The 21,152-nt window shown below is 65.5% G+C and carries 20 protein-coding genes; 5 read left to right on the top strand and 15 right to left on the bottom strand.

Going from position 1 to position 21,152, the window contains the following annotated elements; translation table 11 throughout:
• Positions 1 to 4: 4 nt before the first annotated feature.
• From MRBLMD1_RS14700 to MRBLMD1_RS14635, 14 genes are all read right to left on the bottom strand, one after another.
• Positions 5 to 1,141: an adenosine deaminase gene (locus MRBLMD1_RS14700; protein WP_364400929.1), complete on the bottom strand. Its 1,137-nt coding sequence runs from the start codon at positions 1,139 to 1,141 to the stop codon at positions 5 to 7.
• 39 nt (positions 1,142 to 1,180) lie between these two features.
• Positions 1,181 to 1,906 (bottom strand): DedA family protein, encoded by a 726-nt coding sequence (locus tag MRBLMD1_RS14695; RefSeq protein ID WP_159632555.1) that lies wholly within the window; start codon positions 1,904 to 1,906, stop codon positions 1,181 to 1,183.
• A 133-nt stretch (positions 1,907 to 2,039) separates the two neighbouring features.
• A complete protein-coding gene (locus MRBLMD1_RS14690) occupies positions 2,040 to 2,669 on the bottom strand; it encodes a DedA family protein (RefSeq protein WP_307488576.1) in 630 nt (209 codons plus the stop codon).
• Positions 2,670 to 2,675: 6 nt separating this feature from the next.
• On the bottom strand, positions 2,676 to 3,992 hold the full coding sequence (locus MRBLMD1_RS14685) for a thymidine phosphorylase (protein WP_364400924.1): 1,317 nt from the start codon (positions 3,990 to 3,992) through the stop codon (positions 2,676 to 2,678).
• Entirely contained in the window at positions 3,989 to 4,405 is a 417-nt protein-coding gene (locus tag MRBLMD1_RS14680) for a cytidine deaminase (RefSeq protein ID WP_364400921.1), read from the bottom strand. The genes MRBLMD1_RS14685 and MRBLMD1_RS14680 overlap by 4 nt, the downstream gene beginning before the upstream one ends.
• A complete protein-coding gene (locus tag MRBLMD1_RS14675) occupies positions 4,402 to 5,922 on the bottom strand; it encodes an ABC transporter permease (RefSeq protein ID WP_159632559.1) in 1,521 nt (506 codons plus the stop codon). Before MRBLMD1_RS14675 ends, MRBLMD1_RS14680 begins: the two co-directional genes overlap by 4 nt.
• Positions 5,919 to 7,313: an ABC transporter permease gene (locus MRBLMD1_RS14670; protein WP_159632560.1), complete on the bottom strand. Its 1,395-nt coding sequence runs from the start codon at positions 7,311 to 7,313 to the stop codon at positions 5,919 to 5,921. The genes MRBLMD1_RS14675 and MRBLMD1_RS14670 overlap by 4 nt, the downstream gene beginning before the upstream one ends.
• Positions 7,306 to 8,901: an ABC transporter ATP-binding protein gene (locus MRBLMD1_RS14665; protein WP_159632561.1), complete on the bottom strand. Its 1,596-nt coding sequence runs from the start codon at positions 8,899 to 8,901 to the stop codon at positions 7,306 to 7,308. The genes MRBLMD1_RS14670 and MRBLMD1_RS14665 overlap by 8 nt, the downstream gene beginning before the upstream one ends.
• A gap of 226 nt (positions 8,902 to 9,127) precedes the next feature.
• Positions 9,128 to 10,240, bottom strand: a complete 1,113-nt coding sequence (locus tag MRBLMD1_RS14660) for a BMP family lipoprotein (protein WP_159632562.1) — start codon at positions 10,238 to 10,240, stop codon at positions 9,128 to 9,130.
• A gap of 266 nt (positions 10,241 to 10,506) precedes the next feature.
• Positions 10,507 to 11,523, bottom strand: a complete 1,017-nt coding sequence (locus MRBLMD1_RS14655; RefSeq protein WP_364400915.1) for an NADP-dependent oxidoreductase — start codon at positions 11,521 to 11,523, stop codon at positions 10,507 to 10,509.
• Complete coding sequence (locus MRBLMD1_RS14650) at positions 11,520 to 11,951, bottom strand: organic hydroperoxide resistance protein (protein WP_364400912.1); 432 nt, start codon at positions 11,949 to 11,951, stop codon at positions 11,520 to 11,522. The genes MRBLMD1_RS14655 and MRBLMD1_RS14650 overlap by 4 nt, the downstream gene beginning before the upstream one ends.
• 43 nt (positions 11,952 to 11,994) lie before the next feature.
• A complete protein-coding gene (locus MRBLMD1_RS14645) occupies positions 11,995 to 12,429 on the bottom strand; it encodes a MarR family winged helix-turn-helix transcriptional regulator (RefSeq protein WP_043450533.1) in 435 nt (144 codons plus the stop codon).
• A 129-nt stretch (positions 12,430 to 12,558) separates the two neighbouring features.
• Complete coding sequence (locus MRBLMD1_RS14640) at positions 12,559 to 13,776, bottom strand: amidohydrolase (protein WP_159632566.1); 1,218 nt, start codon at positions 13,774 to 13,776, stop codon at positions 12,559 to 12,561.
• 97 nt (positions 13,777 to 13,873) lie between these two features.
• The gene (locus MRBLMD1_RS14635) at positions 13,874 to 15,007 is read right to left on the bottom strand and encodes a mannose-1-phosphate guanylyltransferase (RefSeq protein WP_364400908.1); all 1,134 of its coding nucleotides are present in this window, start codon (positions 15,005 to 15,007) and stop codon (positions 13,874 to 13,876) included.
• Positions 15,008 to 15,282: 275 nt separating this feature from the next.
• Here MRBLMD1_RS14635 and sdhC point away from each other — a divergent pair, with 275 nt between their 5' ends.
• The 5 genes from sdhC to MRBLMD1_RS14610 all read left to right on the top strand — a co-directional run bounded on the left by sdhC (position 15,283) and on the right by MRBLMD1_RS14610 (position 19,700).
• Positions 15,283 to 15,663: a succinate dehydrogenase, cytochrome b556 subunit gene (gene sdhC, locus MRBLMD1_RS14630; protein ID WP_081620212.1), complete on the top strand. Its 381-nt coding sequence runs from the start codon at positions 15,283 to 15,285 to the stop codon at positions 15,661 to 15,663.
• Positions 15,664 to 15,666: 3 nt separating this feature from the next.
• On the top strand, positions 15,667 to 16,128 hold the full coding sequence (locus tag MRBLMD1_RS14625; RefSeq protein WP_224025431.1) for a succinate dehydrogenase hydrophobic membrane anchor subunit: 462 nt from the start codon (positions 15,667 to 15,669) through the stop codon (positions 16,126 to 16,128).
• A 108-nt stretch (positions 16,129 to 16,236) separates the two neighbouring features.
• Complete coding sequence (gene sdhA, locus MRBLMD1_RS14620; protein WP_364400903.1) at positions 16,237 to 18,036, top strand: succinate dehydrogenase flavoprotein subunit; 1,800 nt, start codon at positions 16,237 to 16,239, stop codon at positions 18,034 to 18,036.
• 1 nt (position 18,037) lies between these two features.
• Entirely contained in the window at positions 18,038 to 18,820 is a 783-nt protein-coding gene (locus MRBLMD1_RS14615) for a succinate dehydrogenase iron-sulfur subunit (protein WP_159632570.1), read from the top strand.
• A 106-nt stretch (positions 18,821 to 18,926) separates the two neighbouring features.
• A complete protein-coding gene (locus MRBLMD1_RS14610) occupies positions 18,927 to 19,700 on the top strand; it encodes an alpha/beta hydrolase family protein (protein WP_159632571.1) in 774 nt (257 codons plus the stop codon).
• Between the two features lie 28 nt (positions 19,701 to 19,728).
• Here MRBLMD1_RS14610 and MRBLMD1_RS14605 read toward each other — a convergent pair whose 3' ends face one another.
• Positions 19,729 to 21,030 carry an ABC transporter substrate-binding protein gene (locus tag MRBLMD1_RS14605; protein ID WP_364400899.1) on the bottom strand — a complete coding sequence of 434 codons (1,302 nt, stop codon included), beginning with the start codon at positions 21,028 to 21,030 and terminating at the stop codon, positions 19,729 to 19,731.
• Between the last annotated feature and the right edge of the window lie 122 nt (positions 21,031 to 21,152).

Genomic DNA, 21,152 nt, shown 5'->3' with positions numbered 1-21,152 from the left:
CGGATCAGCCAAGGTTGGTGTAGGCGTCGTTGATGTGCTCCACCAGCGCTTCCTTTTCCTCGAGGGGCAGGAAGGATGCCTCGGCGGCGTTGAGGGTCAGCTCCAGCAGGTCATCGAGGTCGTAGTCGAAGGTTTCCACCAGCAGGTTGAACTCGTCGGTGAGGGTAACGCCGCTCATCAGGCGGTTATCGGTGTTGATGGTGACGTTGAAGCCCAGCTGGTAGAGCATGTCCAGGGGGTGGCTTTCGATGCCTTCGCCGAACTCCGCGATGGCGCCGGTCTGCAGGTTGGAGGAAGGGCAGATTTCCAGGGCGATGCCGCGGTCGCGGACCCAGCTGGAGAGGTCGCCCAGGGTGACCAGGCCAACGGTGTCCCCGGCTTCCTCGTCGTCGTCGAATTCCACCATGATGTCCTCGGCGATGCGGACGCCGTGTCCCAGCCGGAGGGCGCGGCCGTCCACCAGCGCGGACTGGATGCTCTCCAGCCCGGCAGCCTCGCCTGCGTGCACGGTGGCGGGGAAATTGTGCTGGGCGAGGTACGTGAAGGCATCCCTGAAGCGGCTGGGCAGGAATCCGTCCTCGGCACCGGCAATGTCGAAGCCCACTGCGCCCTGGTTGCGGTGTCGGACGGCGAGTTCGGCGATCTCCTGGCCGCGGTCGGCGTGGCGCATGGCGGTGATCAGCTGGCCCACCTGGATCTCGCGTCCGGTCTCGGAGACGGCCTCGACGCCGGCTTCCAGTCCGTCCTGGACTGCCTCCACGGCTTCGTCAAGGCTGAGTCCCTTCTGGAGGTGCTGTTCCGGCGCCCAGCGCACTTCGCCGTACACCACGCCGTCGTCCGCGAGGTCCTCGACGAACTCCTTGGCCACGCGGAACAGGCCGTCGTAGGTCTGCATGACGGCGACCGTGTGGTCGAACGTTTCCAGGTAGCGGACCAGGGATCCGGAGTCGGCTGATTCGCGGAACCACTGTCCCAGGGCCACGGGGTCCGTTGAGGGAAGCGTGTGGCCAACGGCCTCCGCCAGTTCGATGATGGTGGCCGGACGGAGTCCTCCGTCCAGGTGGTCGTGGAGGGAAACCTTGGGCAGGCTCTTCAGGTCAAAATCGATGGCAGGGGCAGCGTCAACAATGGGCTCAGTCACGTTCCCACCTTAGGGTGGGCCGCAGTTCAACGCCAGCCGCTACTTGGCCGCGGGTCCGGCCTCTGCCGAGGGCACCACGAGGGCCTGCATGCCGGGCCGGTCTTCCTGCCCGGAACCGGAGGACCCTTCGGCCCACTCGTCCGCCTCGGGGGCATCATGCCGGCCCAGCCGTTTGTGCCACCAGCGGAGCAGGTGGTCGATGAGCACACCCAGGACAATGGCGAAGACGACGGCGATGCCGGCGCTCAGCAGCGGGTTGTGGTGCAGCCACGGGAACGAGCTGGCCAGCAGGCCGATGCCAAGGGAGTAGCCCACCCAGGTCACACAGGCAAAGGCGTCGAAGACGAAGAACCTGCGGTGCGAGAAGCCGGTGCTTCCGGCCACGTAGTTGACCGCCACCCGGCCCCACGGGATGTAGCGGGCGGTGAAGATCAGTACCGCGCCGCGTTTCTCAAGTTCATAGCGGGCCCAGGCGAAGACTTTCCGGACCTTGGGCCGGCGCATCCATCCCCACCGCTCCAGGCCGATTTTGCGGCCGAGCATGTAGGCCATGTTGTCACCGGCAATGGCGCCGACCAGTGCAGTGAGCCCCAGGAGCCAGAGATTGGGTTCGCCGCTGTGCCGCGAGAAGGCTGCGAGCGCCACGATGAGGGTCTCGCTGGGGACCACCATGGCGAAGCCGTCCACGAAGAAGAACGCCAGCAGAACCGGGTAAATCCACCACTGGCCCGCTGCATGGAGCACGGCCTCATTAATAAACTCCACGCGGTGTTGCTCCTGTATAAAAATGACACAGCCAAAGTGCCGCAGCCAAAGCGGAAATCGTTCCTAAGTGTCCCACGCTCCGGGCCCTGTCCGCTACGCCCCAATGCCCGGAATTACCCCTTAAACGCGCTGGTCAGGCGCCGGGTTCCCGGATCCGTTCCACCACGTTGGGTTTGCCCCGGAATTTGTTGATTACCAGGTCCACCACGATGCCCAGCGCTACCGCGCAGACAATGGCAATCGCTGCGCCGAGGACGTGGTTGTTCTCGAACCATTGGCCGAAAAACAGCCCGATCGCCACCGAGTAGCCGGCCCACAGGCTGGCCGAAAGGATGGTCAGGCCCACGAACCGCAGGTGCGGGTAGTGCGTGACCCCGGCGGTCAGGTTCACCGCCACCCGGCCGATCGGGACGAAGCGGGCCACCAGGATCAGCGATGCCGGCCGCTTGTGCAGCTCCCGGCCCGCCCAGCGGAACGCGCTTTGCATGCGCGGCCCGCGCATCCAGGCCCAGCGCCTGGTGCCCACCCGGCGGCCCAGCAGGTACGCGATGTTGTCCCCGAGGAAAGCACCCGCCGCCGCGACAAGGACCAGGAGCAGCGGGTTGGGAACATCCGCGGTGGCGGCCACGGCGGCGAGGCCCACCACCACGGACTCACTGGGAACGGGCGGGAAGAAGCCGTCAATGATGCAGCACGCCAGCACCAGGACCAGCACCCACGGCTGTCCGGCTGCGGCGAGGATGAAGTCATTGATGGCCTGCATGGGTCCCTATGATATTCGGTCGATGATGAGCTGCTGGGCGGGCCGCGAACCTTCCGGAGCGATGACCACTGCGTGTTCCAGGGCTTCCCGGGCACGGGCGAACCGCTCCGGAGTGTCGGTGAGCAGCGTCATCAGGGGCTCCCCTGCCCGCACGGTGGCGCCGGGCTTGGCGTGCATGCGCACCCCGGCCCCCGCCTGTACGGCATCCTCCTTGCGGGCCCGGCCGGCACCCAGCCGCCATGCAGCCACACCGACAGCGAGCGCGTCCAGTTCCACCAGCACCCCGTCGGCAGGGGCATAGACGACGTCGGATTCCCGGGCCTCCGGGAGCGCCGCGCGGGGGTCGCCGCCCTGGGCGGTGATCATCCGGTTCCAGACGTCCATGGCCCGGCCGTCCTTGAGGGCGGCGGCGGGGTCGGCGTCGTGGACCCCTGCACAGGCGAGCATCTCCTCGGCGAGCCGGACGGTCAGTTCCACCACGTCCTCCGGGCCGCCGCCCGCCAGCACCTCCACCGATTCCTCGACTTCGATGGCATTGCCGGCGGTGAGGCCCAGGGGGGTGTTCATGTTGGTCAGCAGCGCAACGGTGTTGACCCCCGCGTCCTTGCCGAGCGCCACCATGGTCTCCGCCAGTTCGCGGGCTTTGGCTTCATCCTTCATGAAGGCTCCGCTGCCCACCTTGACGTCCAGGACCAGGGACCCGGTGCCCTCGGCGATCTTCTTGCTCATGATGGAGGAGGCGATCAGCGGGATGGCCTCAACCGTTCCCGTGACGTCGCGCAGCGCATAGAGCTTCTTGTCGGCCGGGGCCAGGCCGGCACCGGCGGCGCAGATGACCGCCCCGACGTCCTGGAGCTGGGCCAGGATTTCGTCGTTTCCCAGGTTGGCCCGCCATCCCGGAATGGACTCCAGCTTGTCCAGGGTGCCCCCGGTGTGCCCCAGCCCGCGGCCGGACAGCTGCGGGACGGCCACGCCGAACACCGCCACCAGCGGGGCCAGCGGCAGGGTGATCTTGTCCCCCACGCCACCGGTGGAATGTTTGTCGGAGGTGTATTTCAGGCCGCCATCTGGTCGACGGAGGCTGGAGAAATCCATCCGCTCCCCCGAGGCGATCATGGCGGCCGTCCAGCGGGCGATTTCGGCGCGGTCCATGCCGTTGAGCAGGATGGCCATGTTCAGGGCAGCCATCTGTTCGTCCGCGATGGCCCCACGCGTGTACGCGTCGATGGTCCAGTCGATCTGTTCGGGGCTCAGCGTCCCCTTGTCACGCTTGGTGCGGATGATGTCTACGGCGTCGAACGCCTCTGCTTTGCTGTCGGTCACCGGGTCTCCTCCAGGTGTTCGGGACCAAAGGCGTCGGGCAGCACCTGGTCCATGGTCTTGATGCCGCGGCTGGTCATGAGCTGCATGCCGGGGGCGCTGAATTCGTACAGCAGCTGCCGGCAGCGGCCGCAGGGCATGAGGACGGTGCCCTCACCGTCCACGCAGTAGAACGCCCGCAGCAGTCCCCCGCCGGTCATCTGCAGTTCCCCCACCAGGACGCACTCCGCGCAGAGGGTCAGTCCGTAGCTGGCATTTTCCACGTTGCAGCCGCTGACGATCCGGCCGTCCCCCGTCAGGGCAGCGGCTCCCACCGGAAACTTTGAATACGGGGCGTACGCATTCTTCATGGCGGCTGCGGCGGCAGCTTCCAGGGCTGCCCAGTCCACCTGTTGTGTGTTGTCCACGGCGGTCATCCCTTGACGTACGGTATGCCGTCGGCCGCGGGCGGCCTGGACCGTCCCACCAGGCCCGCCACCGCGACGACGGTCAGGGCGTAGGGCAGCATCGCCATGAACTGGCTGGGGACGGGAGAACCGATGATGGTGATGATGCTTTGCAGGTTGTCGGCGAAGCCAAACAGCAACGCCGCCAGGAACGCGCCGATGGGATTCCACCGCCCGAAGATCATGGCTGCAAGGGCAATGTAGCCGCGGCCGCCGGACATGTCCTTGCTGAACGCATCCACCGACACCAGGGTGAAGAAGGAGCCGCCGATTCCCGCTATGGCCCCGCCCATGAGCACGTTAATGAAGCGGGTCCGGTTGACGTTGATGCCCACCGTGTCGGCCGCCTGTGGGTGTTCGCCGACGGCGCGCACGCGCAGGCCCCACTTGGTGTGGAAAAGGCCCACGTAGACCACGATCACGGCGACGTACATGAGGTAGCCAACCAGGGACTGGCGGAACAGAATGGGGCCGATGATCGGGATGTCGGCGAGGAACGGAATATCCACGGCCTGCAGCCGGCCGGGCTTGTTGAGGTGTTCGGGGTCCGCCGTGAGCAGGGTGGAGAAGAGGAAGCTGGTGAGGCCGCTGATCAGGACATTGAGGACCACGCCGACGATGATCTGGTTGACGAGGTACTTGATGCTCACGATGGCCAGGACCAGGGACACGAGCGCACCGGCGACTGCGGCCGAGATGAGCCCAACGTAGACGTTGCCGGTCACGGTGGCAACGACGGCGGCGGAGAACGCCCCGAGCAGCAGTTGGCCTTCGATGGCGATGTTAACCACGCCGGCCCGTTCGCACAGCACACCGGAGAGTGAGCCAAACACCAGCGGTACGGCCAGGGTCACGGCACCGGCCATGAGGCCGCCGAGGGAGATGGAGGGTTCGGGGTCACGGCCGCCGGCGACGATCCAGATCATGAAGCCGACGAGGAAGACCACTGCGAAAATGCCACCCAGCCATCCGGGAGTGCGCCGCCGCTGCACGGTCAGGAAACAGGCGGACCCTGCCAGTGCGAGCAGCACGACGGAGCAGATCCAGCCCAGCGCCATCGAAGGCACGGTAATCTTTTCAACCCGGGCGACGCCGAGGGCGGCCAGGCCCAGGACGGCGACGGCAGCGATGGTGGTGGCGGGTATCCAGCGGTCTACTCCCCCGCCCTCCCGCCGCTGGCTGACCCAGCGGTAACCGACGTAGGCCGCGGCGGCCAGCGCCACGGCCAGGGTGACCCACGCCGCCGTAGAGGAGGCGTTCGGATCGCGGGCCTCGGCAATCCGGAAGCCGGCAGATTTTGGGTTGGCCAGGAAACCGAACAGCACGGTTCCCAGGATGGCGAGCAGGCCAAGGCCAACGCCGGCTTTCCAGCTCACCAGTTCGGTTGTGCCTGTCCGGCCTCCGGCGCGGGTGGCTCCGCTGGTGCTGCTGGTTCCCTTACCGGTGCCCGGCTGTTTGCCGGTGGGAGATTGTGTGGTGGCGCTCATGCTGCCGCTCCGCTCTTGACGCCGCCGGCACGCGAACCTGCGGTCCCACTCGTAGTGGTCTTTTTCTTACGGGGGTTGAGTCCGAATATCGCACGGACCAGCGGCGGTGCTGCGATGAACAGCACAATCAGGGACTGGATGACGAGCACAATGTCGATCGGCGTCTGCGTCTGGGCCTGCATTGCCACGCCGCCGGCGCGGAAGGCGCCGAACAGCAGGCCGGCGAAGAAGGTTCCCCACGGCGTCGAGCGTCCCAGCAGCGCCACCGTGATGGCATCAAAACCGATGGAGGCAGCGACACCGCCGGAGAGGTACTTTTCCGTCCCGGACACCTGGGCCACGCCGGCCAAGCCGGCCAGAGCACCGGCGATCGCCATCACCAGGATGGTGCTGCGGGCCACGTTGATGCCAGCGGTGCGGGCCGCGCTGGGGTTCGCACCGACGGCGCGGAACTCAAAACCGATCGTTGAGCGGTTCAGCAGCCACCACACGAAGGCGGTGGCCGCTATCGCGGCCAGGAAGCCGGCGTGCAGGCGGAATTGCGGTCCGAGCAGTTCGGGGAACAACGCGGTGGAATCAAGGAAAGGCGAGATCGGGTTCGTGGAACCCTTGCGCTGGAAAGCCGGGGTGGTGAGTAGGAACAGCAGCAGGAAGTTGGCGATGTAATTGAGCATGATGGTCACGATCACCTCGTGCGCCCCGGTCCGTGCCTTCAGCAGGCCCACGACGCTGCCCCAGACCGCGCCGCCGACGAGGCCGGCCAGGATAACGACCAGCAGGTGCAGGCCGATGGGCAGGTGCCAAGCAAACCCTACGTAGGCGCCGAAGAGCGCGCCGAAGATGATCTGGCCTTGGGCGCCGATGTTGAACAGGCCGGCGCGGAACGCCAGCGCGACGCCGAGCCCCGCGCAGATCAGCGGGGTTGCGACGGTGAGGGTCTCGGTGATCGGGTACAGCTGGGCTGCCAGGTCGGCGCCGGCCCAGTTGAAGATGGACCCCTGTACCAGGGCAGTGTAGGGACGGATGACCTCGGTCAGGAGGTCCCCGGGCTGGGCGAAGAAGTAACCGGCCGTGACGGCGACCTTGGGGTTGGTCACTGCCATCAGGATGCCGCCGAGCACGATCGCCAGCAGCACGGAGAGGAAGGAGACCATGGCGTTGCCGGTGAAGATCTGGTGCAGGACGGAACCGCTTCCATCCCGGTCATGGTCCCGGCCGCGCCGCTGGGTGGCTGCCGGAACGGCAGACGGCGGCATCTGGCCACCGGCGGTGTCAAGGACGACGTCGGAGGCCACAGCCTCGGAGGTGGTGCCGCCGGGCACCGGGGTGTCGACGGGCTCCGGGGCGCCGTTGCGGCCGGTCCGCGGTTCCGGGGTTGTCTTTTCAGACATGGGATTCTCCTTCGTGGCCGGCAGGCTCCGATACCGCCGCTGTGGTGGTGGCGCCGGAAACAGGGGCGGCGGCGCTGGCTTCGGCTTCGGTGGCCGGGACACCGGCCATCATCAGGCCCAGAACGTCGCGGGACGTGGTGGCGGGTACGATTCCCACCAGCCGGCCGCGGTAGAGCACGGCGATCCGGTCGGCCAGCTGAAGTACTTCGTCCAGTTCTGTGGACACGATCATGACCGGCGTCCCGTGGTCGCGTTCGGCGATGACCCGCTTGTGCACAAACTCAATCGAGCCGACGTCGAGACCACGTGTGGGCTGCGAGGCGATGAACAGCCGCAGCGGACGGGAGAGCTCACGGGCCAGGACCACCTTCTGCTGGTTGCCGCCGGAAAGGGTGCCCACCGCCGCGGACACGGAGGGCGTGCGAACGTCGAATTCCTCGACCTTCCTGGCGGCGTTCTCCGCGATCACGCCCGGCTTCATCCCCACGCCTCGTGCGAAGGGCGCTTTGTCGTAGAGGTCCAGGATCATGTTTTCGGAGATGGTGAACGTGCCCACCAGACCGTCAATGGTGCGGTCCTCGGGGACGAAGCCCACACCGGCACCGAGGACGTGCTTGACGCTCCTGCCCAGCAGTTCCTCGCCGTCGAGCGTGATGGACCCGGCTACGTGCGGCTGCACGCCAAGGATCGCCTCGGTCAGTTCAGTCTGGCCGTTGCCTTGCACTCCTGCGATGGCCAGCACTTCGCCCTTGGCGATGTCGAAGGACAGGTCATTGACCACGTGCTGGCCGTTGTGGTCCGTCACTGTCAGGTTGCGGACCTTGAAGGTCACGTCACCGGGCTTGGCGGGCGCCTTGTCGAGGGTCAGGCTCACCGTGCGGCCAACCATGGCGGACGCCAGTTCAGTGGGGGAAGCCGTGGGATCCGCCTGCCCCACCACCTTGCCGCGGCGGATGACCGTGATGGTGTCTGAGATGGCTTTGACTTCACGCAGTTTGTGGGAGATGAAGACGATTGACTTACCGTCGCGCTTCAGCTGCCGGATGATGTCCAGGAGCTCATCGGTTTCCTGCGGCGTCAGCACGGCGGTGGGTTCATCGAGAATGAGTACCTCGGCATCACGCACCAGCGCCTTGATGATCTCGACCCGCTGCTGGACGCCGACGGGCAGGTCCTCCACCATGGCGTCGGGGTCGACGTCGAACCCGTACTGGTCCGAGATGCGGCGGATCTTTTCGCGCGTGGCTTCCAGGTTGAGCAGGCCGGCGGCTTTGGTGGCCTCATTGCCCAGCGCCACATTCTCGGCCACGGTGAAGACCGGGATGAGCATGAAGTGCTGGTGGACCATCCCGATGCCGGCCGCCATGGCCTCGCCGGGGTCTTTGAAGACGACGGGCTTGCCATCGACCAGGATTTCACCTTCGGTCGGATCGTACAGGCCGTAGAGCACGTTCATCAGGGTGGATTTCCCTGCGCCGTTCTCGCCCAGGAGGCAGTGCACCTGCCCGGGTTCAACGACCAAATCAATGTGGTCATTGGCTACCAGGGACCCGAATCTCTTCGTGATCCCTTTCAGTTCGAGTTTCAAGACCCCAACCAATCTGTGTGTGTATGGATCTGCTCCGGCGCGCTGTCGGCGGCGAGGCAGCGGGTAGTCCCAGCCTAGTGTCACGGATGGTTCCTGGGCAGGGCAGGAAGGCGGCAATGGGCACCGCCTGCATGGTGCCGGCGACCGTCTGTTGCCAGCAAAACAGAACGCGCTGCCCTTCGGCCGGGGTAACGGCGGAAGGGCAGCGCGCCCCGCGGTTCGGTGCTTACTTGGTGGGGCTGGACTTCGACTCGACCTTGACGGTGCCGGAGATGATGTCCTTCTTGAGCTGGTCCAGGTCGCTCTTCAGGTCTGCCGGCACGGCGGAATCCAGATCGTGGAACGGCGCCAGGGCCACGCCGCCGTTTGCCAGGGTTCCGATGTAGGGCGACGCGTCGAATTTGCCGTCCTTGTCGTCCTTGATGACCGTCTCCACAGCGGTGGACATGGTCTTCTGGACGGAGGAGAGGATCACGGACTTGTAATCCGGGGCAGTCAGGTAGCCATCGGAGTCAACCCAGATGAGCTTGGCGTCCTTGCCTTTGGACTTGGCATCGAGGATCGCACTGCCCGCGCCGCCGCCAACGGGTCCGGCCACCGGAAGAACAATGTCTGCGCCCTGGTCAAGGAACCCCTGGGTCAGGACCTTGCCCTTGTCCACCTGCTTGAAGTCACCAACGAAGGTGCCGTCCTGCTTGTCCTTGTCCCAGCCGATGAGCTGGACGCTCTTGCCCTTCTTCTCGTTGTAGTACTTCACGCCATCGGCAAAGCCGTCCATGAAGATGGTGACGGTGGGAATGTTGATGCCGCCGAAGGTTGCGACCTTCCCCGTCTTTGAGGTGCCTGCTGCCAGGTAGCCGGCCAGGAACGCGGCCTGGGCAGTGTCATAGACGATCGGCTTGACGTTCTTGGGGAACGTGGGGTCGTTGTAGTCAATGATGGCGAAGTGGCTGTTCGGGTTGGCCGTCGCGATGGACTTGGTGGCGTCGCCGAGCAGGAAGCCGACAGTAACGGTCAGCTTGCAGCCCTGCTGGACCATGGAGCGGAGGTTGGGATCGTAGTCCGTGTCAGCCTTGGACTGGACGTGCTTTTCCTTGATGCCGAGGTCCTTCACGGCGCTCTGCAGGCCCTCGTAGCCGGACTGGTTGAACGACTTGTCGTCGAATCCTCCGGAGTCGGACACCATGCATGCGGTGTAGTCCGAGGCGGTCGCTGAACCGGAGGGGCCGGACGCAGACGGGGCGGCTCCGCAACCGGTGAGCAGCAAAGCGGACGCACCGAGGGTGGCCACACCGGCCATTGAACCGCGCTTGAAGCCGGCACGCAGTGATTTCTTCAATTTTCCTCCAGGGATGATGCGAGTGGCACTACGGGCGGAATTCAATGAGTGTCCGTTTCGGCGCTGAAATTCTGTTTTCACTGAAGGCACGCAGCACTGCGCCGGAGCGCACTGATGGCAATCACTTTAGTGGCCTGCGCCACGTCCCCATAGCACGGTGGGAGCTGACCCCGAATATTGTTTACAAGTTGTTACCAAGCAGTAGGGGCGCTTCCAATGGAGGCGCCCCTACTGCTTATGGTTCTTCGGTTGGATCAGTGCTTGGGCTACAGCCGGACCAGCATCTTGCCGGTGTTTGCCCCGTCCAGGAGGTCCATGAAGGCCTGCGGAGCGTTCTCCAGCCCGTCCACGATCGTCTCGTCGTAACGCACCGTCCCATCCGCCAGCCAGCCAGCCATATTCTCCGCGAACTCAGCCGCGTGCTGCCGCTGACCGCCCACCAGGAAGCCGCGCAGGGTCAGCTGCTTGCCGATGGCCTGCATGAGGTTGTGGGGGGCGGGGGTGGGTTCCGTGGAGTTGTACTGGGCGATGGCGCCGCACATCGCCACGCGGCCGCCGACGTTCAGGACCGCCAGGGCGGCCTCGAGGTGCTCGCCCCCTACGTTGTCGAAGTAGACGTCGATGCCGGCCGGGCCGGCTGCCTTCTCCAACTGCTTGAGGACGGGGCCGTCGTGGTAGTCGAAGGCAGCGTCAAAGCCGAGTTCCAGGAGCCGGGCCACCTTGGCGGGCGAGCCGGCCGAACCGATGACGCGGGAGGCGCCCATGGCCTTGGCGATCTGGCCCACCAGGGAGCCAACGGCGCCGGCGGCACCGGAAACGAAGACTGCGTCCCCGGGCTTGAATTCGGCTACCTTCAACAGGCCGGTGTAGGCCGTCAGCCCGGTCATTCCCAGGGCGCCGAGGAAAGCCGACGCCGGTGCCAGGTCAGTGCGGGCAGGGGTGGCAGCATTGCCGTCCACCACCGCATACTCCCGCCAACCCAGGGAATGGACGACGACGTCGCCCTCCTTGTGTGCCGACGAACGGGACGCGATCACCTCACCCACCGCACCGCCGTCGAGCGCTTTGCCCACGGCGAAGGGGGCGGAGTAGGACTTGACGTCGTTCATGCGGCCCCGCATGTACGGGTCCACGGACATGAAGAGGTTGCGCACCAGGATCTGGCCGTCTTCAAGTGCGGGCAGCGGTGACTCTGCGAGTTCGAAGTTCTCACCGGACGGGCGCCCCACGGGGCGGGAGGCGAGCCGGATTTCACGGGTGTTGGTTGCGAGGGCTGTGCTCATGCTGCGTACTCCAGGATCTTGAGGTCGACGGCGATGTTGCCGCGCGTGGCGTTCGAATAGGGGCAGACTTCGTGCGCTTTGGCGACGAGGTCTTTAGCCGTGGCCAGGTCCAGTGCCGGCAGGGCGATTTCCAGTTCGGCGGCCAGGCCGAAGCCGGCGCCGCCGTCCAGCTGCCCGAGATGGATCTTCGCTGCCACTGCCGAATCCGTCAGGTCGGCGCCTGCCTTGCGGCCGACAAGGCGCAGGGCCGAGTGGAAGCAGGCGGCGTACCCTGCGGCAAAGAGCTGTTCGGGGTTGGTGCCCTGGCCGCTGCCACCGAGTTCGACCGGGCTGGCGAGGGCCACTGCGAGCTTGCCGTCGTTGCTGCGGGCAGCGCCGTCACGGCCTTCGCCCGAGGCCAGGGCCTCTGCGGTGTAGAGAGTCTTCACGAAAGATATCCGTCCTGTTGTTGGCATGGTGCAGTATTCGGGGTCACAGTGATTCGTGCAGTGCCGCCGTGAGCTTGCCGAGCGTGGTCCGCAGTTGTTCAAGTTCTTCCAGGGAGAGTCCGGCGGCATCGGCCAGCCGCTGCGGAATGGCACTCGCCGGGCCGCTGAGGTTCCGTCCGGCGGGCGTCAGGTGGATCGCAACGCGGCGCTCGTCCTCGCCGGACCGCCGCCGTTCCACCAGCCCCAGCGTTTCCAGCCGTTTGAGCAGGGGCGACAGGGTGCCGGAATCGAGGCCAAGTTCCCCGCCAAGCTCCTTCACGCCCCGGGGTTCGCTTTCCCACAGGACCAGCATCACCAGGTACTGCGGGTAAGTGAGTCCCAGCTCATCCAGGACCGGCCGGTAGACGGCGGTGGCGGCCCGGGACGCCGAATAGAGCGCAAAACATACTTGCCGGTCCAGGCGGGGTGCTTCGGTCATGGAACTACCGTAGCGCACAACTAAATTGTGCACAACTTACCGCAGCGCGGACCGCCCCCGGTTGAAACGCCGTCGTGCGTTCCCACCGCCGGATCCGCACCTCCCGGCCGGCCCTGCGGCGGGACGGGGCTAGGAAAGGGGCGCCTGCTCCAGGTCCCGGATGGTGCGCAGGGCGGCCGCGGTGAGCACCCTGATGCCCAGGCCCAGGGACCGTTCGTCCAGGATGTAGTCGCCGCGGTGCAGGTCGTAGTCCTCGCCGCCGGGCGTTTTGGTGCCCAGCCGCATCATCGCGCCTGGAAGTTCGGCCAGGAACCAGGCGAAGTCCTCGCCGCCCATGGACTGGGGTGTCAGCACCACGGCGCTTTCCCCGATCTCAGCGCGGGCAGCAGCCTCGATGATCGCCGTCTCATGCTCGGAGTTCACCACCGGCGGCACTCCCCTGGTGTGTTCAAGGTGGACGTCCACGCCGTAGGGCGCGGCCACCTGGTGCACCACCTCGTCGAGCAGTTCACCGGCGGCATGCCAGGCATCCCGGTCCAGGCAGCGCATGGTTCCCGCCATGTAGCCGCTGCCGGGGATCGCGTTGGGCGCCGAGCCTGCGGTGATCTGGCCCCACACCACGGAAACGCCGCTGCGGACGTCCACCCTGCGAGACAGCACGGCCGGCACGTTGACAGCAATCTGCGCCAGCGCGAACACGAGGTCCTCAGTGAGGTGCGGGCGGGAGGTGTGGCCGCCACGCCCGGACAGTTCGATCCGGATGGTGTCCGAGGCCGATGTGATGGCACCGATCCTGGTGCCCACCTTGCCCACTTCGATCCGCGGGTCGCAGTGCAGGGCAAGGATCCGGGGCACGCCGTCCAGGACACCCTGCTCGATGCAGGCATGTGCGCCGCCGGGCATGGTTTCCTCGGCAGGCTGGAAGATGATGCGGACGGTGGCGCCGAGGGGTGCTTCCTGGTGCATCCGGTGCAGGACCAGGGCAATGCCCAGCATGGTGGTGGTGTGCACATCATGGCCGCAGGCGTGGGTCACGCCGTGGTTTTTCGACGCGAACGGCAGGCCCGTCTCCTCGATGATGGGCAGGGCGTCGATGTCACCGCGCAGGGCCGTGGCAATGGGGCCTTCGCCCACGTCCACCGTCAGGCCGGTGCCTTCCAGGCGGCGGGGGCTCAGGCCTGCGGCTTCGAGCCGTTCGGCGAGCTTGTCCGTGGTGCGGAACTCCTTGAAGGACAGTTCCGGGTGCGCATGCAGGTCCCGGCGGAATTCGATCAGTTCCGGCAGGAGCGGTTCGAGCCAGGGAGCCACCAGGGCGGTGGGCTCGGCTTCAGTAGTGTAGTTGCGCACTGTTTCACTCTAGCGAGGGTGGCGGCATTAGCGCCCATTCACTGAGCCGCGTTACATCCCGGCCCTGCCGGCACGCGGAGTGCCGGCAGGTTCCCGGTCAGAGGACGTCCGTGTCCCCGCTTGCCTTGAGGGCGTCCACGGCAGCCTTCACGCGCTGGGAATTGGCCATGGTGGTCACCAACAGGGCGTCCGGCGTGTCCACGATGACAACGTCCTGGATTCCGATCAGGGCGATGACACGCTTGGTGTCGGTGACAACGACGCCACTGGAGTTCTCGGTGAACACGCGGGCGCCCTCACCGAGGACGGTGACGTCATCCACTTCCTTGGCGCTGTTGAGGCGGCCGACCGAGGCGAAGTCGCCGACGTCGTCCCAGCGGAAGGAACCGGGCACGACGGCGACGTCCCCGGCTTCGGCGGCGGGTTCGGCCACCGCGTAATCAATGGCGATCTTGGGCAGGGTGGGCCAGATGCGGGCAGTGACCTCGTCACGCTGGGGGGTGTCCCAGGCACGGGCGATTTCCTGCAGGCCCCGGAACAGTTCGGGCTGGTTGGCCTCGAGGTGCTTGAGCATCAGCGACACGGGCGCCACGAACATGCCGGCGTTCCACACGTAGTCGCCGCTGTCCACGTACTGCTGGGCCACCGTCTCGTCCGGCTTTTCGACGAATTCCACGACGTCGTGGGCGCTGGGGGCGCCTTCGATGTGGAGGGCCTTGCCGGAACGGATGTAACCGAAACCGGTGGACGGGTGGGTGGGCTTGATGCCGATGGTCACGATCTTGCCGGCAGCAGCGGTATGGATGGCTTCCCGGACGGCCTCCTGGAAGAGGTTGTCCGGGCTGATCACCTGGTCGGCGGCAAAGGAACCCATGATGGTGTCGGGATCGCGTTCGTGCAGGATTGCCGCTGCAAGGCCGATTGCTGCACCGGAGTCCTTGGGCTCGGACTCCAGAACAAGGTCGGAGTCGCGCACCTCAGGAAGCTGGCGGCACACGGCTTCACGGTGCGCCTGGCCGGTCACCACCAGCATCCGGTTGCCCGCGAGGGGGTGCAGCCGGTCGTAGGTGGCGCGCAGCAACGTGCTGCCCGATCCGGTGAGATCGTGAAGGAACTTGGGAGCTGCTGCTCGTGACAGAGGCCAGAGGCGGGTCCCCACTCCGCCTGCCGGAATCACCGCAATGAAGCGGTCAAGGGGTGAAGCCGGGCTTGTCACTTTGTCTGTACTCATCACGGCTACTTTAGCTGAAGGGCCGCGGGCGGCTCCTGTGGCGGCGCATGGTCCCGCGTTTTGGCCTCCGCCCCGGCCTTTGGGCCCGCACGGATGTGGTGTTTGTCTCATTTCCCCGGAAAATCCGCTCCAGCACTGGGCACCAACAAACGCCTAAATTGAATAAGCTGTTAGCGAAGCCTAGATTTAGGCCTGAGCTACGAGTGCTCTCGCAGCAGGCGTTCCCCCCGCATGGATCTCATGCCAGCGCCGCTGTGTTGCAGGGAGGTTTATCAGTGCCGACAAAACCAGCTGGCACCTTGTACCGCGGCCGTGAAGGCATGTGGTCCTGGGTAGGACACCGTATTACCGGTGTAGTGATCTTTTTCTTCTTGTTGGTCCACGTCCTGGACACCTCCTTGGTGCGTGTGTCACCGGAGGCCTACACCGCCGTGATCGGCGCCTACAAGAATCCGCTGATGGCGCTGGGTGAGACCGGCCTTGTGGCTGCCATCGTTTTCCACGCCTTCAATGGCCTGCGGATCATCGCGGTCGACTTCTGGAAGAAGGGCGCCAAGTACCAGCGGCAGATGCTGTGGGCAGTCCTGGCCCTCTGGGTCGTGACCATGGTCGCCTTCTCCATCCGCCACCTGTCCCTCGCCCTCGGAGGTCACTAAGCCATGACTGCAACCATCGAGAGCCCCCGCAGCGGCCGGATCGCTCCCCAGTACCGCCGCAGCGGCGGGTCCAAGGGCAACTTCGAGATGATCGCCTGGCTGTTCATGCGCCTTTCCGGCGTGGTGCTGGTGGTCCTGATCTTCGGCCACCTGTTCGTGAACCTGATGGTCGGCGAAGGCATCCACGCCATTGACTTCGGCTTCGTGGCCGGCAAGTGGGCCGACCCGTTCTGGCAGTTCTGGGACCTGGCCATGCTGTGGCTGGCCATGCTGCACGGCAGCAACGGCGTGCGGACCATCATCAACGACTACGCCGAGAAGACGTCCACCCGCCGCTGGCTGAAGACCGTTCTCTACGCGGCCGCTGTGGTCATCATCCTCCTGGGCACCCTGGTCATCTTCACCTTCAACCCGTGCCCCGTAGTGAACGGCGTTGCCCTTCCGGGCGGCTTCTGCCCTGCCTAGCACTGGCACGACCCTGGGCCCGCGGGCTTGTCCGCGGGCCCTGTTTTGCGGAGCAGGCAAAGCCGCCCCGTTGTTTTATAGCGAATTTTGAGAGAAAGAGCGTCTGGTATGCAGGTCCATAAGTACGACGTCGTCATCGTCGGTGCCGGTGGCGCTGGCATGCGCGCCGCGATCGAGTCCGGTCAGCGCGCGCGCACAGCAGTACTGACCAAGCTCTACCCCACCCGCTCGCACACGGGTGCGGCACAGGGTGGCATGTGTGCAGCCCTTGCCAATGTCGAGGAAGACAACTGGGAATGGCACACCTTCGACACCGTCAAGGGCGGCGACTACCTGGTTGACCAGGACGCCGCCGAAGTCATGGCCAAGGAAGCCATCGACGCCGTGCTGGACCTGGAAAAGATGGGCCTGCCCTTCAACCGCACGCCCGAGGGCCGCATCGACCAGCGCCGCTTCGGTGGCCACACCCGTGACCACGGCAAGGCTCCCGTCCGCCGTGCATGCTACGCCGCGGACCGTACCGGCCACATGATCCTGCAGACCCTGTACCAAAACTGCGTCAAGCACAACGTTGAGTTCTACAACGAGTACTACGTCCTGGACCTGCTGACGGTTGAAGAGGACGCAGTCCGCGAAGACGGCACTGCCTACAAGCAGAAGCGCGTGGCCGGCGTCGTCTCCTACGACCTCGCCTCGGGTGAACTGCACGTGTTCCAGGCCAAGTCCGTGGTGTTCGCCTCCGGCGGCGCCGGCAAGGTCTTCAAGACCACCTCCAACGCCCACACCCTGACCGGTGACGGCATGGGCATCGCCTTCCGCCGCGGCATCCCGCTGGAAGACATGGAATTCTTCCAGTTCCACCCCACCGGCCTGGCCGGCCTGGGCATCCTGCTGTCCGAGGCCGCCCGCGGTGAAGGTGCAATCCTCCGCAACTCCGAGGGTGAGCGCTTCATGGAGCGCTACGCCCCCACCATCAAGGACCTGGCGCCGCGTGACATCGTGGCCCGCTCCATGGCCAACGAGGTGCGCGAAGGCCGCGGCTGCGGCCCGAACAAGGATTACGTCCTCCTGGACCTGACCCACCTGGAGCCGGCGCACATCGACGCCAAGCTCCCGGACATCACCGAGTTCGCCCGCACCTACCTGGGCGTGGAGCCGTACACCGAGCCGGTGCCGGTGTTCCCCACCGCGCACTACGCCATGGGTGGCATTCCCACGAACATCCAGACCGAGGTGCTGCAGGACAACGACACCGTAATCCCCGGCCTCTACGCCGCTGGTGAAGTTGCCTGCGTCTCCGTCCACGGCTCCAACCGCCTGGGCACCAACTCGCTGCTGGACATCAACGTCTTCGGTAAGCGCGCCGGCATCGCCGCCGCAGAGTACGCAAAGACCGCGCCTTACGTGGAACTGCCGGAGAACCCGCTGGCCTACACCACCGAGCTGCTGGACATTGCCCGCAACGGCACCGGCGACGAGAAGGTGGCGCAGATCCGCAAGGAACTGCAGGACACGATGGACGCGAACATGCAGGTGTTCCGTACGGCAGACACCCTGAACCAGGTGCTGCGCGACATCGAAACCTTCGAGGAGCGCTACAAGCGCATCAACGTCCAGGACAAGGGCAAGCGCTTCAACCTGGACCTGCTCGAGGCCGTTGAACTCGGCTTCCTGCTGGAACTGGCCAAGGTCATGACCGTGGCCGCCCTGCACCGTGAGGAATCCCGCGGCGGACACTTCCGCGAGGACTTCCCCGAGCGTGACGACGAGAAATTCATGAAGCACTCCATGGCGTACAAGGATGACCATGCGCCGGCTGACGGATCGGCGGAATCAATCGCCGGCATCCGCCTGGCCACCAAGCCGGTTGTCTTTACCCGCTACGAGCCGATGGTGAGGAAGTACTAAGATGACCGCTGAAATCGCTGAGCCAGCCTCAAAGGTTGAACTTCCTGCCGGCGTTGGCGGGGGCGGGGAAATCCCCACGTTCGACGTCCACCTGCGGGTCCGCCGGTACAACCCGGAGGTCTCCGGTGAATCGACCTGGGACGATTTCCACCTGACCATGTACGGCACGGACCGTGTCCTGGACGCCCTGCACAAGGTGAAGTGGGAGATGGACGGCACCCTGTCGTTCCGCCGCTCCTGCGCCCACGGCGTGTGCGGCTCGGACGCCATGCGCATCAACGGCCGCAACCGCCTCGCCTGCAAGACCCTGTTGAAGGACCTGGACACGTCCAAGCCCATCACGGTGGAGCCCATCAAGGGCCTGCCGGTGGAAAAGGACCTGATCGTGGACATGGAGCCGTTCTTCCAGTCGTACCGCGAAGTCATGCCCTTCCTGATCAACAAGGGCCACGAGCCCACCCGGGAGCGCCTGCAGTCCGCAGAGGACCGTGAGCGCTTTGATGACACCACCAAGTGCATCCTGTGTGCTGCGTGCACGTCTTCCTGCCCCGTGTTCTGGACCGACGGGCAGTACTTCGGCCCCGCCGCCATCGTGAACGCGCACCGCTTCATCTTCGACTCCCGCGATGATGCCGGCGACATGCGCCTGGAGATCCTCAACGACAAGGAAGGCGTGTGGCGCTGCCGCACCACCTTCAACTGCTCGGAGGCATGCCCCCGCGGCATCCAGGTCACGCAGGCCATCGCGGAGGTCAAGCAGGCCATCCTGGCCCGCAGGATCTAGGCGCGTTCAAGAACAGACACAACGGCCGACGGCGTCACCCACCACACGTGGTGGAGGGCGCCGTCGTTCGTTTCCGCACAGCCTTTCCGCACAGAAAGGGGACAGCATGTCCCGCTCCGAAAAAGTGTCCTTCGCCGGCTCCACCGGAGAGATGCTCTCCGGCATCATCGATGTTCCCGAGGGCCCCGTCAAAGGCTGGGGCGTCTTTTCGCACGGCTTCACGCTGGGCAAGGACAGCCCCTCCGCGGCACGGATGTGCAAGGCCCTGGCTGACAGCGGCATCGGCATGCTGCGTTTCGACAACGTGGGCCTGGGCGGCTCCGCCGGGGAATGGTCTGCCGGATCCTTCAGCCACAAGGTTGCGGACACGGTGAAGGCGGCGGAATTCATGCGCAGCGAGGGGAAGGAAATCTCGCTGCTGGTGGGCCATTCGTTCGGCGGCGCTGCGGTCCTCGCCGCTGCCCGGGAAATTCCCGAACTGGACGCCGTTGCCACCGTGGGAGCGCCCTTCTCCCCCAAACACGTGGCCCATGTGTTCGATGCCGCACTGGACCGGATCCTGAGTGAGGGCAGCGCCGAGGTGGACCTGGGCGGCAAACGCGTGGAAATCCGCCGGCATTTCGTGGAGGACCTGGAGAACGCGGACCTCACGGACTGCATCAGGCAGCTGCACAAGCCGCTGATGGTGCTCCACTCCCCTACCGACAACACCGTGGGGATTGAGAATGCCAGCACCATCTTCCAGACCGCACGGCACCCGCGGAACTTTGTCTCGCTCGAGGGAAGCGACCACCTCCTGACCGGCAAGGGGCAGGCCGCACGGGCCGCGCGGATTATCGCTGCCTGGGCTGACCAGTACCTGGACGCAACCCCCGCCTGATCCGGCCGCGCCGACTGTGGCGGGAAGCCTACTTGCCGATGGCTGCCTTGCTCTCGCTGATCCACTGTTCGGCCGCCTTCTCCGGTGTGAGCCGCTTGAACAGGACGTTGGTGTTGATCCGGGCGGTGATCTCGGAAACCGCGGTGGAACCGGTAGGGCCGATGTAGGTGGGAGCGAAGTCCATTTTGCCGATCTGGTCGATGTACCCGGCTTCGACCTTCCCCTGCGGCGTGAGGCCGTCCTGGATAGCGGCCCGCATATCGGCGTTGCCGGGGATGCCCCTGTCGCTTTGGATGATCCTGGCGGCGGCCTGGTTGTTCACCAGGAAGTCCACCAGCTTAGCCGCAGCGTCGGTGTGCTTGCTGCGGGCGGAGATGGTGTAGAACTGCGAGGACTGGAGCCAGATTCCCGGAGTGGGTTTTTCGCCGGGAAGCTTGAGCAGCTTTAGGTCTGCGCCTGAAGCCTTGCTGAGGGCAGTCAGCGAGTTGCTCCAGGTCAGCATCATCCCGGCCTTGCCCATGCCCATGAGCGTCTGCTCGGTGCTGACGTTGAGCTTTTCCACCGTTTCGGAAGCACTGGGGGCGGCGCCGGATTCGCTGAGCTTCAGTGAGTAATCGAAGTAGTCCCGCACCGTCTCCTTGCCCAGTCCCAGTTGGCCGTCCTGGGTGTAGAGCGATTCTCCACGCTGGCGGGCGAAGGCATCCAGAGAGTCATGGGTGAGGACGGTCGCCGTTCCGTAGGTCCCCTTCGGGCTCTTGGCCGTGATGTCGCCGGCAATCCTGGCAAAGTCATCCCAGCTCCAGGTGCTGTCATCCGGCATGGGGACGCCCGCAGCCGTGAAGACTGCGGGGTTCACCACGATCGCCAGTGCGTTGGCTCCCGTGGAGACCCCGTACTGCTTTCCTTTGACCTGGCCGTTTTCCCGCGCACCCTGGTCCAGCTTGGACAAGTCGAGTGACCCCTCTACCTTCGACAGGTCCAGCAACGCCCCGCGGTTGGCATATTCCGCGGGATACGCGCCGCCCATGGTGATCACGTCCGGGGCGTCGTTGGCGGCCATCTGGGTGGCAAGCTTGTCGAAGTAACCGCCGATGTCCCCGTACTCCGGCTTGACCTTGATGGTGGGGTTGGCTGCCTCGAATTCCGCGATGGCTTTGTTGGTCAGGTCGGCGCGGCCGGCGTTGCCCCACCAGGAGAACCGGATTTCCACCGGCCCATCCCCGGCCTTGTTGGACGATGGGCTGGAACAACCCGCGGTCACGGCCAGCATGGCTGCTGCTGACAGGATGGCAATGGACTGACGAATGCGGGGCATACCGTGGCGCGTCATTGGGCAGGCTTCTTCCTGGATCAGGGGGCTGGAAAACGGTTTCGTGAAACGTATCAACACGTTTTGCAGGCCGTCAATAGGTGGCGGGTATCCTGGTCCGCACGGCGTTGCCGCCGAAAACT

This window comes from Pseudarthrobacter sp. LMD1-1-1.1, assembly GCF_040676255.1.
In the GTDB taxonomy this organism is placed as follows: domain Bacteria; phylum Actinomycetota; class Actinomycetes; order Actinomycetales; family Micrococcaceae; genus Arthrobacter.
This window is presented reverse-complemented; position numbering and strand designations above follow the sequence as displayed.

What these genes read in the sequence shown, in the direction of transcription:
- MRBLMD1_RS14690 (WP_307488576.1), bottom strand. Translation starts at nt 2,669, where the DNA reads ATGCAGGCCATCAATGACTTCATCCTCGCCGCAGCCGGACAGCCGTGG.
- MRBLMD1_RS14680 (WP_364400921.1), bottom strand. Translation starts at nt 4,405, where the DNA reads ATGACCGCCGTGGACAACACACAACAGGTGGACTGGGCAGCCCTGGAA.
- MRBLMD1_RS14675 (WP_159632559.1), bottom strand. Translation starts at nt 5,922, where the DNA reads ATGAGCGCCACCACACAATCTCCCACCGGCAAACAGCCGGGCACCGGT.
- MRBLMD1_RS14670 (WP_159632560.1), bottom strand. Translation starts at nt 7,313, where the DNA reads ATGTCTGAAAAGACAACCCCGGAACCGCGGACCGGCCGCAACGGCGCC.
- MRBLMD1_RS14655 (WP_364400915.1), bottom strand. Translation starts at nt 11,523, where the DNA reads ATGAGCACAGCCCTCGCAACCAACACCCGTGAAATCCGGCTCGCCTCC.
- MRBLMD1_RS14645 (WP_043450533.1), bottom strand. Translation starts at nt 12,429, where the DNA reads ATGACCGAAGCACCCCGCCTGGACCGGCAAGTATGTTTTGCGCTCTAT.
- MRBLMD1_RS14635 (WP_364400908.1), bottom strand. Translation starts at nt 15,007, where the DNA reads ATGAGTACAGACAAAGTGACAAGCCCGGCTTCACCCCTTGACCGCTTC.
- MRBLMD1_RS14625 (WP_224025431.1), top strand. Translation starts at nt 15,667, where the DNA reads ATGACTGCAACCATCGAGAGCCCCCGCAGCGGCCGGATCGCTCCCCAG.
- sdhA (WP_364400903.1), top strand. Translation starts at nt 16,237, where the DNA reads ATGCAGGTCCATAAGTACGACGTCGTCATCGTCGGTGCCGGTGGCGCT.
- MRBLMD1_RS14615 (WP_159632570.1), top strand. Translation starts at nt 18,038, where the DNA reads ATGACCGCTGAAATCGCTGAGCCAGCCTCAAAGGTTGAACTTCCTGCC.
- MRBLMD1_RS14610 (WP_159632571.1), top strand. Translation starts at nt 18,927, where the DNA reads ATGTCCCGCTCCGAAAAAGTGTCCTTCGCCGGCTCCACCGGAGAGATG.
- MRBLMD1_RS14605 (WP_364400899.1), bottom strand. Translation starts at nt 21,030, where the DNA reads ATGACGCGCCACGGTATGCCCCGCATTCGTCAGTCCATTGCCATCCTG.